At 59.1% G+C, this 12,720-nt stretch carries 9 protein-coding genes; 5 read left to right on the top strand and 4 right to left on the bottom strand.

The genetic code is table 11. The features are described 5' to 3' along the window. Nucleotides 1-57 precede the first annotated feature (57 nt). The gene (locus tag DNI29_RS03160; protein WP_162303491.1) at nt 58-1,446 is read left to right on the top strand and encodes a PQQ-dependent sugar dehydrogenase; all 1,389 of its coding nucleotides are present in this window, start codon (nt 58-60) and stop codon (nt 1,444-1,446) included. Between the two features lie 213 nt (nt 1,447-1,659). Here the strand turns inward: DNI29_RS03160 and DNI29_RS03155 are convergent, their stop codons facing one another. Beyond that, complete coding sequence (locus tag DNI29_RS03155; RefSeq protein WP_110976605.1) at nt 1,660-2,685, bottom strand: cation diffusion facilitator family transporter; 1,026 nt, start codon at nt 2,683-2,685, stop codon at nt 1,660-1,662. A 246-nt stretch (nt 2,686-2,931) separates the two neighbouring features. On the opposite strand from DNI29_RS03155, the gene DNI29_RS03150 reads away from it, so the two are divergent. The 3 genes from DNI29_RS03150 (at nt 2,932) to DNI29_RS03140 (ending at nt 7,725) form a co-directional block, all read left to right on the top strand. Beyond that, nucleotides 2,932-4,308: an Nramp family divalent metal transporter gene (locus tag DNI29_RS03150; protein ID WP_110976604.1), complete on the top strand. Its 1,377-nt coding sequence runs from the start codon at nt 2,932-2,934 to the stop codon at nt 4,306-4,308. Between the two features lie 171 nt (nt 4,309-4,479). Continuing rightward, complete coding sequence (locus tag DNI29_RS03145) at nt 4,480-6,750, top strand: TonB-dependent receptor (RefSeq protein WP_110976603.1); 2,271 nt, start codon at nt 4,480-4,482, stop codon at nt 6,748-6,750. Nucleotides 6,751-6,864: 114 nt separating this feature from the next. After that, nucleotides 6,865-7,725: a transporter gene (locus tag DNI29_RS03140; RefSeq protein ID WP_162303490.1), complete on the top strand. Its 861-nt coding sequence runs from the start codon at nt 6,865-6,867 to the stop codon at nt 7,723-7,725. A gap of 91 nt (nt 7,726-7,816) precedes the next feature. Here the strand turns inward: DNI29_RS03140 and DNI29_RS03135 are convergent, their stop codons facing one another. From DNI29_RS03135 to DNI29_RS03125, 3 genes are all read right to left on the bottom strand, one after another. Beyond that, nucleotides 7,817-8,191 (bottom strand): SPW repeat domain-containing protein, encoded by a 375-nt coding sequence (locus tag DNI29_RS03135; RefSeq protein ID WP_110976601.1) that lies wholly within the window; start codon nt 8,189-8,191, stop codon nt 7,817-7,819. A gap of 157 nt (nt 8,192-8,348) precedes the next feature. Continuing rightward, nucleotides 8,349-8,756 carry an SPW repeat domain-containing protein gene (locus tag DNI29_RS03130; RefSeq protein ID WP_123823048.1) on the bottom strand — a complete coding sequence of 136 codons (408 nt, stop codon included), beginning with the start codon at nt 8,754-8,756 and terminating at the stop codon, nt 8,349-8,351. 166 nt (nt 8,757-8,922) lie between these two features. Then, complete coding sequence (locus DNI29_RS03125) at nt 8,923-11,535, bottom strand: lamin tail domain-containing protein (protein ID WP_123823047.1); 2,613 nt, start codon at nt 11,533-11,535, stop codon at nt 8,923-8,925. A gap of 151 nt (nt 11,536-11,686) precedes the next feature. Between DNI29_RS03125 and DNI29_RS03120 the strand changes: the two genes are divergently transcribed. Beyond that, complete coding sequence (locus tag DNI29_RS03120; RefSeq protein WP_110976598.1) at nt 11,687-12,685, top strand: aspartate-semialdehyde dehydrogenase; 999 nt, start codon at nt 11,687-11,689, stop codon at nt 12,683-12,685. Nucleotides 12,686-12,720 lie beyond the last annotated feature (35 nt).

Genomic DNA, 12,720 nt, shown 5'->3' with positions numbered 1-12,720 from the left:
CAAAAGCTGAGGCATTACGTTAGCCCTATATTCCATTGTTCACTTAACTATCTGGCTATGAAATACCTGAACACGCTTCTTATTGGCAGCTTTTTATGCAGCACCCAGGCGCTCGGGCAAACCGCACCCGCCCTAACCACCTTTCCGGTGGGTGCTACTACCGTGACGGTTTCGGCCCTGGCTACGGGCCTGCAGGTGCCGTGGGAGCTGGTATGGGGCCCCGATAACTTTATCTGGATGACGGAGCGCGGCGGCCGCATCAGTCGCGTTGACCCAACCTCGGGCCAGGTAACAGTGCTCACTACCCTTCCCGACGTGGTGACGTCCTCCGAAGGCGGCCTGCTGGGCATGGTGCTCCACCCCGATTTTGCTACCTCGCCCTACGTGTACGTGGTGTATAATTACAACGACAATGGCTACAAGGAAAAGCTGGTACGCCTGACCTACGCCAACGGCGCGCTGGGTAGCCCTCAGGTGTTGCTGGGCAATATTCCGGCCGTGAGCACCCACAGCGGCTCACGCCTGCTCATCCTACCCGACCGCACCCTGCTCATGACCACCGGCGACGCCCAGAATCGTCCGTCGGCCCAAGACCGTGCTTCCCTCAACGGCAAAATCCTGCGCCTCAACCTCGATGGCACTATTCCGGCCGACAACCCCGTGGCCGGTAACGCCAGCTACAGCTTCGGGCACCGCAACCCGCAGGGGCTGGTACGTGCCAGCAACGGCCGCCTCTACAGCTCGGAGCACGGCGAAAACGCCGAGGACGAAGTCAACATCATCGAGCCCAACCAGAACTACGGCTGGCCTACCGTGGAAGGCCTCTGCAACCTCACCGCCGAGCAGTCGTTCTGCACGGCCAATAACGTGCGGCAGCCCATTTTCACCTGGGCGCCCACCGTGGGGGTAGCCGGCATTACTTACTATGACCACCCGGCTATTCCGGGCTGGCGCAACAGCCTGCTGGCGGCTACCCTGCGTGGCAACAAACTCACCCAGATTCCGCTGAATGCAGCTGGTACTACTGCCGGTGAAGGGGTTTTTACGCTTACCTCGTTTGGGCGGCTCCGGGCTATTTGTGTGTCGCCGCAGGGGCGGGTGTACGTGGGCACCAGCAACCGCGACGGCCGTGCTACCCCCGGCGCTTCCGACGACCAGATTCTGGTGCTGGAAAACCGGGCCTTTGTTCCGACCTCTACCACGGCCCGCCGCACCAGTCAGCTCAATTTGTGGCCTAACCCGGCCCGCCACGCCGTAACCCTGCAGCGCCCTACCCCTGCCACCGCAGCCAGTGCCGTACAGGTTCATGATGCCTTAGGCCGCACGGTACGCACATCCCAATTCACAGCCGGACAATCCAGCCTTTCCCTACCCCTCCAAGGTTTGCAACCCGGCTTCTACTCTGTGAAATCAGACCTGGGCACGCAGCGGTTGGTAGTGGAGTGATGCTTTGGGATAATGAGGTGATGAGATAAACGTTGATAAATAAGTAATTAAGAACGTCATGTCGAGCTTGCCGGGACATCTCGCTCGAATCGTTGCAATACTAATCCGACGTCAGCACGCGAGATGTCTCGACAAGCTCGACATGACAAATGAGCGTGTCGCCGACAAATCCTCACCTATCACCTGTTACTTATCGCTGTTTACCTCCTGCACTTATTCTACCACTTCCGCTAACTGGTGCCGTTCGTTTTTCACTACGTTGGCCAGGGTCCAGGGAATTTCCTGACTGAAGGGGTGCTGGCGCACGGGGCAATCGGGCATGCGGCAGTGAGAGCAGGCGGCAAAGTTACAGGGGTCGGCGTGCACGAACATTTCTACCTGTACTTCAAACTCTTGGTCTACCAGCACTTCAATGTTATGCACCTCGGTGTGGGTTTGCTCCAAGCTGAAATAGTAGGGCATGGTGATGTGGCAGTCGATGTGCAGATTGGCCCCGTAGCGCACCACGCGCAGGTTGTGCACGTCAATCCAGGCCGGCTCACGGTGCTCCTGCAACTCGGCCACTACGTGCTGCACAGTAGCTACATCCACCTCATCCATCAGCCCCGATACGGAGCGGCGCACCATGCGGTACCCGTTTACCACAATGAAAACACCCAGAATCAGCGCCGCGGCCGAGTCATAGACTACGTTGCCGGTGAATACCACCAGCAGCAGGGCCGCGCACGAAACCAAGGTGCTCACGGCATCTAAATACAGGTGCTGGCCGTCGCCGACCAGGGTAGGCGAATGATGCTTACGGCCCGCCTGCACCAGCAGAAACCCAGTGCCTAGGTTGACCAGAGCCGTGAAAGCCAGCAGGCCCATACCCCAGTCGGGGCGGGCTACGGCGTGCGGGTGCAGCAAAGACTGCAGCGCCGTGTAAAAAATATACACCCCCGCCATCCAAATCAGCCCACCCTCAAAACCTACCGAGAGGTACTCGATTTTGCCGTGGCCGTAAGGGTGGTTTTCGTCTTTGGGCAGGCTGGCCAGGTAGATGCTATACAGCGCAAAGCCACTGGCTACCACGTTGATAATCGACTCCAGCGCATCGGTCAGCACGGCCTGGGAGCGGGTCAGCAGCCAGGCGTAGAACTTCACCGCTACCAACACCACGCTCACTACCAGGGAAAGTAGGGCGAAGCGCGTTTTCAGCGGCAACGAAAATATGGAGCGGGCGAGCAGTCGAGAAGCCATGATGAGCAGTGAGGGGGAATAGTATACCGCGGAGCGGCTACTTCAGGTTCCGGTGCCGGGCAAGCAAAGACACGGAAAAGGGGCGCAAAATTCCGGGAAAATCTGCGGATGTGACAGCGGCAGTAACTTTTTCAAACAAAAGCAGTAGATAGACTGTCTTAAAAATAAATTTAGGCTACTCTAAATTTACCTTTCTTTGTGACTTTCAGTATCTCCGGGTACTAGCCGGACCTTCTGCTTGCCGATATGCCTTCAGTGTTACCTTCTACCCCCGATACGGAAGTTACTCCTCAAACGCCGCCCGAAGCAGGCTGGCGCCGTGCCCGCACGGCCCCCTCGCTGCAGGAGGTGTTTGCCACCATCCGGGTGCCCGCTCACGATGCCTCTTTCTGGCGCAAGCTACTGGCCTTTTGGGGACCGGGGCTGATGGTGGCAGTGGGCTACATGGACCCCGGCAACTGGGCCACCGACATTGCCGGCGGCTCCCGTTTCGGCTATACGTTGCTTTCCGTCATTCTGATTTCCAATTTGTTTGCCATGCTGCTCCAGCACTTGGCTGCCAAGCTGGGCATCGTGACGGGGCGTGACTTGGCTCAGGCCTGCCGCGACCATTTTTCGAAGCCGGTGGGCATGGTACTGTGGTTTCTGTGCGAAATAGCCATTGCTGCCTGCGACCTGGCTGAAGTTATCGGCTCGGCCATTGCTCTGAACCTGCTGTTTAGGTTGCCGCTGCCCTGGGGGGTAGTCCTGACTATTCTCGACGTGCTGGTGGTGCTGCTGTTTCAGCACAAAGGCTTCCGGGTACTGGAAAGCATTGTGGCCGGCCTGATTGTGCTGATTTTCGGCTGCTTCCTCTACGAAATTATTGTGTCGAACCCTGACTGGTTTGGCATTTTGGGTGGCTTGGTGCCCCGCCCCGAGGTAGTCACCACGCCGGGCATGCTCTACGTGGCTATTGGTATTCTGGGCGCTACCGTCATGCCCCACAACCTATACCTGCACTCCAGCATTGTGCAAACACGCGCCATTGAGCAGACGGAGCAAGGCAAGCGCATGGCCATTAAGTTTGCTACCATCGACAGCACGGTGGCCTTGTTTCTGGCCTTCTTCGTGAATGCCGCCATTTTAGTGACGGCTGCGGCGGCCTTCCACAAAAACGGCCACCACGAGGTAGCCGACATCAACCAGGCCTACGAGCTGCTGGCTCCTGTGCTGGGTGCCACTATGGCCTCCGTCGTGTTTGCCGTGGCGCTACTGGCTTCGGGCCAGAACTCTACCCTCACAGGCACCCTGGCCGGGCAGATTGTCATGGAAGGTTTCCTGAATCTGCGCCTCAAGCCTTGGCTGCGCCGCCTAATTACCCGCGCTATTGCCGTGGTGCCGGCTCTCATCGTGACTATACTCTACGGGGAGAAAGGTACTGGCGAGTTGCTGGTGCTAAGCCAGGTTATCCTGTCGTTTCAGCTCAGCTTTGCGGTAGTGCCGCTGGTGATGTTTACGGGCAGCAAGGCCAAAATGGGCGTGTTCGTGAACAAGCCTTGGGTGCAGGCACTGGCCTGGTTTGTCTCCGGCATCATCATTCTTCTGAACGTGTACCTGCTCTGGGAGACCTTCTTCGGATAAGTCAGCTAGTCACAGCCAGCTAGAAACCTAGAGCTAGACTAAGCTCCCCTCCTCTGAGAAGGGGAGCTTAGTCTAGCTTCACTGCCAACTTAACACCAGCGCGCATCGCCGCGCTTTTTTCAGCTCGACGGATTTAGACTCATCTAAATATTATCACCATACCCCGCTAAAATGAAACAGCTCTTACTTTGGTTGGTCTTGATGATAAGCGGCGTAGCCGTGGTAGCTCAACCCACTGGAACCGTGCGGGGTGTGGTGCGCTCGGAGGGGAAAGAGGTACCGTTTGCCAGCATCGGGCTGAAGGGGACTACCCTGGGCACCACCGCCGACGAGCATGGAAGCTACGTGGTGCCGAATGTGCCGGCGGGCAGCTACCGGCTGGTGGGTAGCGCAGTGGGGTTGCTACCTACTGAGCGGAACATAACTGTAACGGCAGGCCAAACCACTACCCTCCACCTCAGCCTGAACCCCGGCCCCAACGCCCTCGGCGACGTGGTGGTGAGCGGGACGCTGAACGAGGTGATAAAAAGTGAGTCGCCGGTGGCGGTGGAGCTGTACTCGCCCAAACTGTTTCGGAAAAACCCGGCGGTGTGCCTGTTCGAGAACCTGACGATGATCAACGGGGTGCGGCCCCAGCTCAACTGCAACGTGTGCGGCACCGGCGACATCCACATCAACGGGCTGGAAGGACCCTACACCATGGTGCTGATTGACGGCATGCCACTGGTGAGTTCCCTGAGCACGGTGTACGGGCTGAGTGGCATTCCGAGCAGCCTTATTGAGCGGGTGGAGGTAGTGAAAGGACCCGCGTCCACGCTCTACGGCTCCGAGGCCGTGGGCGGACTCATCAACGTCATCACCAAAAATCCGGCGAAGGCACCGCGCTTCTCGGCCGATGTGTTTGCTACCTCCTACCGCGACGTAAACCTCGACCTGGGCGTAGCGCGCAAAATCGGGGCAGCCTCTACCCTGCTCAGCACCAACCTCTACCACTACAATCAGCGCCGCGATGTGAACAATGACGGCTTTACCGACGTGCCTACCCAGCAGCGGGTGTCGGTGTTTAATAAGTGGACCTGGGCGCGGCCCGAGCAGCAAGTAGCTAGTCTGGCCGGCCGCTATTACTACGAAGACCGGTTCGGGGGGCAGCTGAACTGGAGCCCCGAGCACCGTGGCCAGGACAGCATTTACGGGGAAAGCGTGTACACGAGCCGCTACGAGTTGCTGGGCCAGTACCAGCTGCCGGTGCGAGGGCAGAAGCTCTTGCTCAGCGGCACCTTCAACCAGCACAACCAGAACTCGGCCTACGGTACTACCCTCTACCAAGCGGTGCAGCGCGTGGGCTTCGGGCAGCTGACCTGGGCCAAGGAGCTGAGCATCCGGCACAACCTGCTCACGGGCGCTACCTATCGCCTCACCTGGTACGACGACAACACACCCGCTACCGCCGCGGCGGGCCCCAACGACACGCGCCGCAACGCCCCCGACCTGGTGCAATTGCCCGGCCTGTTTGTGCAGGACGAATGGCGCCTCACGCCCGACGCAACCCTGCTCATGGGGCTGCGCTACGACTACAACTCCCGCCACGGCAACATCCTGAGTCCGCGCCTGAACTACAAGTGGGGCCGGCCCGATGGCAGCCAGGTATGGCGCGTGGGGTTGGGCAATGGGTACAGGGTAGTAAATCTGTTCACCGAGGACCACGCGGCCCTCACTGGCGCCCGGCAGGTAGTGGTACCCGAAGCCCTGGAGCCCGAGCGGAGCTGGAACGTAAACGTGAACTACAACCGCTTTCTGCAGCTACCCAGCGGCGCTACCCTCACCCTCGATGGCAGCGTGTTCTACACCTACTTCACCAACAAAATCAGCCCCGACTACGACACCAACCCCAACCAAATCATCTACCGCAACCTCGATGGGTACGCCATCAGCCGTGGCCTGACCCTGAACACTGACTTGGCTCTGTCTCGCCCCCTGAAGGTGATGCTGGGCGTGACCTTGCTGGACGTATTTCGGCGGGAGCAGCCTGTGGAAGGTGGCCCGCGGCGCCGGGTAGCGCAGTTTCATTCGCCGCCTTTCTCGGGTACCTGGGCCGTGAGCTACACCTGGGAAAAGCTGGGCCTCGCGCTGGATTACACGGGCCAGGTGAGCAGCCCCATGGCTCTGCCCGTCTTCCCGAACGACTTCCGGCCCGGCCGCTCGCCCTGGTACGCCCTGCAGAACATTCAGGCCACGCGCAAGCTGCGCGAAGGGCTGGAGCTGTACGGGGGCCTGAAGAACCTGTTCAACTTTCTGCCCCGCTACGCCCTGCTGCGGCCCTTCGACCCCTTCGATAAAAACGTGGGGGTAGACAACCCGCAGGGCTACACCTTTGACACCAGCTACAACTACGCGCCCATTCAGGGCCGGCGGCTGTTTTTGGGGGTACGGTACGCGCTGTAAGCAGGGGATTATTGTGAGCAACAGGCCTTTGATCTTGCCTAGGGGGTAGTGGGGGCACCAATTGAAGGTAGGTTGCGTATGAGGGGCACCGTACTCTCTTTCTCCCCTCATTTCATGTGTATCTCCCGTTACATCGCGCTGCTGGGCTTGCTGGCTTCGGCCGGCCTGGCCCAGGCCCAGGACAAGCCCAAAACCTGTCCCTACGACTCCGCTCACTTCAACCTGTTCAAGCCGGTGCCGCGCAACCAGCTGCGGCCCCTGCGCCCCGACCGCCCCGGCGTGACGGAAAGCCCATTTACGGTAGATGCCGGCCACTTCCAAACAGAAACCGACGCCATCCGCGTGGTGAATGAACGGGAAGGCACCTCGCGCGGCCGGGAGCTGAAGGTGGCTTACACTACCCTGAAAATGGGTCTGAGTCGCCGTACTGATGTGCAGGTGGAAATGCCGCTCTACAAGGTAGAGAAGGAGCGTGAGGTGGGCGAAACCAACTGGCAGCGCCAAGCGAGCTTCGGCGACGTGGCCGTGCGGCTCAAGCACAACTTCCTCGGCGACGATCAGGAAGGCCCCATTGCCATGGCCGTGGTAGCCTACACTCGCCTGCCTACGGGCGGCAAAACCGGCAGCGGCGCCGTAGAAGGCGGCCTGATTGTGCCCGTCAATATTGAGCTGCCCGACCGGTTCAACCTCGATTTGCAGGTGCAAGGCGACCTAAACTACGACCGGGAACAAGGCAAGCACTACGCCCGCGTGATGCCCTCCATTGCCCTCGACCATGAATTCACGGACGTGTTCAGCTTTCTGGTAGAAGGCGTGACGCAGTGGGATGCCCAGCGCCGCAACTGGCGCTCCTCCCTCAACCTCGCTCCCATCTTCACCCTCACCGACAACCTGCAGGTAGATCTGGGCACGCACCTGGCCCTGAGTAAGGAAATGGACCGGGAGTTTTTCGTCGGGTTTACGTTCCGGCGGTAGGTAGCAAAATGCACTACACCAAACGGCCCGGCACTCCTTATCAGGAGTGCCGGGCCGTTTGGTTGGCGGGCGGCCGGTATTTTCTGCTGGGTTAGCCTTGGTCGGTCATCATGCTGCGGGTCTGGCCTTTCCAGTCGGTGATGAACCAAGTTACTACCGATACTACCCCCAGCAGCCACGACAGGTTTCGCTCGGCGCTGCCATTTTCAAAATGAAACAGAAACGGCGCGGCCAGCAGGGCAATACCCGTCAGCAAATCCAGCCAGCCGTGCACCGGAAACGGAATAACGCGGAAGATGCCCAGCTTGAAATCGGTGAGCAGGGTAATGAGCAGGTAGCCCCCAGCCAACACGAAGCAGGCAGTATCTACGGCCGGTTCCAGGTCGAACATGATGGGGGCCATGGCCAGCACCGTGATAAAGGCTACATCAATGAAGCCGTGCGCAGTCGACGACAGGATTTTCATAAAGTCAGAAGTTGGGGTGGAAGGATAAAACTCGTACGGCGGCGAAGCAGCAAGGGTATAGCCAAGCTTGCTTATAACAGGCTACCGCTCAAGCAAAAGAGCCTGATAACACAGCGTCATCAGGCTCTTTCACTTAATCAATACTAGCTACCACAGCTTAGTGCTGGGGAGCCATGTTTTTATGGCCACGGGCATTCATATCATTTGCTGTGTGGGTATTGGCGCGCCAGTCGGTCAGCATCCAGGAACCCAGGAATACCACACCCATAATCATGAAGAAATTACGGGCTACGGTGTTGTCATCGTTGAAGCCAAAGATGAAAGGGGCTGCCAGCAGGGCCAGGCCACTCACCAGTTCCAGACCACCGTGCATGGGGAAGGGAATCATCCGCATGACGCCCATCGGGAAGTCGGTCATCAGGGTAATCAGCAGGTAGCCAGCGGCCAGCACGTAGCAAGCCGTAGCATACGGACCATCGAAGTTGAACAGCGTAGGAGCCAGAGCAAAAATGGCGATGGTGCCGTAGTCGAGCATGCCGTGCATGCGGGGTGATATAACTTTCATGGGGTAGACGTTTGAGGGTGAAGTCCTTGACTGCCTCTTCTTACGCCCTGTTTTTTTAAAGGATATTGTCGAGTATGGATTTTTTTGGAATTTTTATTTAGATTTCCGCGCAATGCCGAGCTTGCGTTCTGCTGCCTGCTCAACCGTAAACGAGGGGCTTTCTTGGTCAGAAACGGGCTCCTACCACCACCGTTTTCCGGTATTGCTGCTTCTGTCCGCCACTAGGCTTGAACAGCTCAATGAGTAGCACGTAGTAGCCCACGGCGGCTTTCTGGCCCCGGTCGGTAAGGCCGTCCCACTGCCAGAAGCCTTTCGTGCTCAGGGTTTCGTTGCGCACTAGTTGGCGGGCTAGTCGCCCCTGAGCATCATAAATCGTCACGGAGCCCACGTAGCCCGGAGCATCTAACTGATAGCTGAGGGTAGTGAAATCCTGCTGGCCGTCGTCATCGGGGGTGAACAGCTCGGGCGCCAAGGTCAATACATCTGAGCCAGTAGGGTCCGCCTGCTGCTGGGAGTTCGGGCGGCCGGGTGTAGCGTAGCCCGCGCTGCCTGCCGCCGAGTGAAAATTGCCGGCCTCACTCGGCCCCGTAGCCCGAATCCGCTCCAGGGACACGCCATTCACGTCGTCAAGAAGCTTGAGGTGCTGTTTTTCGGAGTAGGCTACGCGGTCCAGGGGCCGGGCCTGGGCATTGAGCAGCACTACTACCCCGGCATCGTCGGGCAGGGTCGGCAGGGCAGGCACCTGGAGTATATTGGCTGGATTGATGCTGGCGGGGTACTGGCTTTGCAGCACCGAAAGGCTGGTAGTAAACACCAACAAACCACCCGGCGGTAACAGCATCGGACCACTGCTTACGGGCTCTGCATCCAGGGTACCTCCAGCCCGCTCACTACCCACCTGCCAGCCTTGCACATCCAGGTAGTTGGTGGAACGGTTGAGCACTTCCACGAAATCAACCCCACCGGAGCGCGGATTGAACAGAATTTCGTTGATGACTACGTCGCCGGAGGCCACGGGAGCGGGCAGGGCAAACGTGGCCGAAGTAGCCGGGCCGCTGGCATTGCCCACGCAATCTAAGAAGCGCTGCACCGTTACCGTCACGGGCTGATTGGGCGTCAGCGGTGCAGCCAGGGTCAAATCTACCAATCGAAAATCGGGACCAACTGGCGCAACGCGGGTGATAGTTGCAACTGGGGTAAGGGTGTACAGCGCAGGATTAGCCGCCGCAGTGCTGTCCAGCTTCTCGCCAAAATACAGCCGCACTGTGGTTGGGGTAAGGGCCAAAGCCCGGAGCAAAGTGGGCGCGGTGCGGTCGGGGTTGGAGGCACGCACGGAGTTAGCACGGCCGGGCGTACCGCCGGTGGCATCCTGGCTGGCCTGCCAGTTTTCGGGGCCGCCGCAGGGGTTGGTGGCATCTACCATTTCCAGGGTCCAGCCGCCCTCTTTCTTGCGCGCGTCGCGGTACCAAGCATCGGTGTAGCTGAATTCAAACAGGGTGCGGCCGTCTTTACCCCGTAGCACTAGCTGATCGGCGCTGTTGGTCAAACTGGGAAAGTTGGTTAGTCCGAATACCTTGCCGTAGCCGGCAAACTGCGTCGCGCGGGTACTGCCGCACACCACCGCGTACTCGCCCGGCAGCAATACAGCGCCGCCCGGAAACACGGCCGGGTTACCGGTGCTACCCTGCTTCTGAAGTCGCACCCCGGCCAAGTCAAGCAGTGCCGTAGCTGAGGGGTTATGAATCTCCACGAACTCAGAAGCCGGCAACCCTACGCTGGGCGTTTCATCGGCCAGTATTTCGGTGATGAGCAGCTGGTTTAACGCGGGCGCTACCGGAAAGCCATTGTTCTGAAAATTCGCTGTAAGTGGGCCCGCCGCTACGTTCCCAAACACATCTGCTACGTTGCGGGCCTCTACCGTTATGCTACCCAGGGGCAAGTCGGCAGCGAGGGTAAAGTGCACGAGGGCCGGATCAGTGGCATCCCGGAGGGCGGCGGTTATGGCCGGGCCACCGTTGCCCCCGAGCCGGTAGCTCCCAGCAGCCTGGGTAGGCGCTACTGCTTCGTTGAAAGTCAGGTCGAGCTGGCGGGCGCTGGGCGCTGCGGCTCGCAGCAGCACCGGCGCCGTGGCATCCGTCACCCGAAAATCATCGAAGTAGAACCCACGGTTGTTGGCCTGCGAATAGGTAGCGTACACCCCGAAGTAAGCGCTGCGCTGATAAGTAGCATCGGTAGCGCTGCCTTCGGGCTTAAAGGCAGTACCGCCCGTCAGGTCGCGCTCCAGGGTCCAGAGGTTCTGAATTGTGCGCGTAACGCGCACCCGCACCAGGTTATTGGTGGTTGAGTTGAGGGTAGCATCCTGCCCGTTAATCACATAAACCGGGCTTCCGGTAGCATCTTTCCGGAAGAGCGACACCTCATCGGCGGTGCCGCCCAGCCGCACAAAGTAGCCTTTGGTGCCGGCCGCCTTCAGGTCGGGAGCATCAGCCATTAGCCACACATCGGCGTAGTTGCCGCCGCTGGTAGCCAATTTTAGATTAACCCAAAATTCCCAGGTAGTACCCGTAGTAGCGGTACAGGGCGTTACCAGCTGCAGCTCAGTGCCTGTGGTAGCAGGGCCATTGGTTTGCAGCTGCTGGGCGGCATTTACCTGGAAGGAAGCCGCATCACCGGTCCAGGTGGGGTTTTGGGTGAAGTTACCGTCGGCGAAGGTATCGGTAAGCTGGGCTGTAGCCGTAGTGGCGCCCAGGCACAGCGCCAGTAGTAGCAATAGTTTCACGCGGAATCAGGGGGTAGAATAAGGTACGCCGTGAGCAGAAGCGAGCAACCTGATAATCAGCCGAAGCCAGGGCTACCCTCCTTCTTTCACTGGGTGAAATATAACCACAAATCGTGATGTACCTTTACGCCCTCGTAAACACCGAAACCCCATGAAAGTAGCCGTAGTAGGCGCCACCGGCCTGGTCGGGGGCGAAATGCTGAAAGTACTGGCCGAGCGCAACTTCCCGGTCACTGAACTCCTGCCCGTAGCCTCCGAGCGTTCGGTAGGCCAGGAAATTGAATTCCAGGGCAAGAAATACAAGGTGGTGAGCATGGACGACGCCATTGCGGCCCGGCCGGCCGTGGCCATCTTCTCGGCCGGCGGCTCTATTTCCAAGGAGCAGGCCCCGCGCTTCGCCGAAGTTGGCACCGTGGTTATCGATAACTCCTCGGCCTGGCGCATGGACCCCACCAAGAAGCTGGTGGTACCCGAAATCAACGCCAAGGAAATTACCGCCGACGATAAAATCATTGCCAACCCCAACTGCTCCACTATTCAGATGGTGGTGGCTCTCAACAAGCTGCACGAAACCTACAAGGTGCAGCGCATTGTGGTGAGCACCTACCAAAGCGTGACGGGCACCGGCAAGAAAGCCGTGGACCAGCTCATGCAGGAGCGCTCTGGCCAGGAGGTAACAAGCCAGGCCTACCCCCACCCCATCGACCTGAACGTGCTGCCCCACATCGACGTGTTCGAAGACAATGGCTACACTAAAGAGGAGATGAAGATGGTGAAGGAAACCAAGAAAATCCTCGGCGACGACAGCATTCGGGTAACGGCTACTACCGTGCGCATTCCGGTAGTAGGCGGCCACTCCGAAGCCGTAAACGTGGAGTTTGAGCAGGAATTCGAGTTGGAAGACGTGCTCCGCATCCTGCGCGAAACTGAAGGTGTGGAAGTGGTGGACGACGTGAAGAACAACGTGTACCCCATGCCCAAAGACGCCCATGGCAAGGATGCCGTGCTCGTTGGCCGCCTCCGCCGCGACGAAACCCAGCCCCGCACCCTCAACATGTGGGTAGTGGCCGATAACCTGCGCAAAGGCGCCGCCACCAATGCTGTGCAAATCGCCGAGAAGATGCTACAGATGGGCTTGTTACAAGCGTAGCCAGCAATTCTTATTCTACCTGTTATAGTTGATTA

It is taken from the genome of Hymenobacter sediminis, from assembly GCF_003231285.1.
GTDB classification, from domain to species: Bacteria; Bacteroidota; Bacteroidia; order Cytophagales; family Hymenobacteraceae; genus Hymenobacter; species Hymenobacter sediminis.
The sequence above is the reverse complement of the archived record's forward strand: the minus strand, read 5'-3'. Positions and strand labels throughout refer to the sequence as shown.

Bases quoted from the DNA above. Each gene is read 5' to 3' on its own strand.
- DNI29_RS03160 (WP_162303491.1), top strand. From the start codon at position 58: ATGAAATACCTGAACACGCTTCTTATTGGCAGCTTTTTATGCAGCACC.
- DNI29_RS03155 (WP_110976605.1), bottom strand. From the start codon at position 2,685: ATGGCTTCTCGACTGCTCGCCCGCTCCATATTTTCGTTGCCGCTGAAA.
- DNI29_RS03150 (WP_110976604.1), top strand. From the start codon at position 2,932: ATGCCTTCAGTGTTACCTTCTACCCCCGATACGGAAGTTACTCCTCAA.
- DNI29_RS03145 (WP_110976603.1), top strand. From the start codon at position 4,480: ATGAAACAGCTCTTACTTTGGTTGGTCTTGATGATAAGCGGCGTAGCC.
- DNI29_RS03140 (WP_162303490.1), top strand. From the start codon at position 6,865: ATGTGTATCTCCCGTTACATCGCGCTGCTGGGCTTGCTGGCTTCGGCC.
- DNI29_RS03135 (WP_110976601.1), bottom strand. From the start codon at position 8,191: ATGAAAATCCTGTCGTCGACTGCGCACGGCTTCATTGATGTAGCCTTT.
- DNI29_RS03130 (WP_123823048.1), bottom strand. From the start codon at position 8,756: ATGAAAGTTATATCACCCCGCATGCACGGCATGCTCGACTACGGCACC.
- DNI29_RS03120 (WP_110976598.1), top strand. From the start codon at position 11,687: ATGAAAGTAGCCGTAGTAGGCGCCACCGGCCTGGTCGGGGGCGAAATG.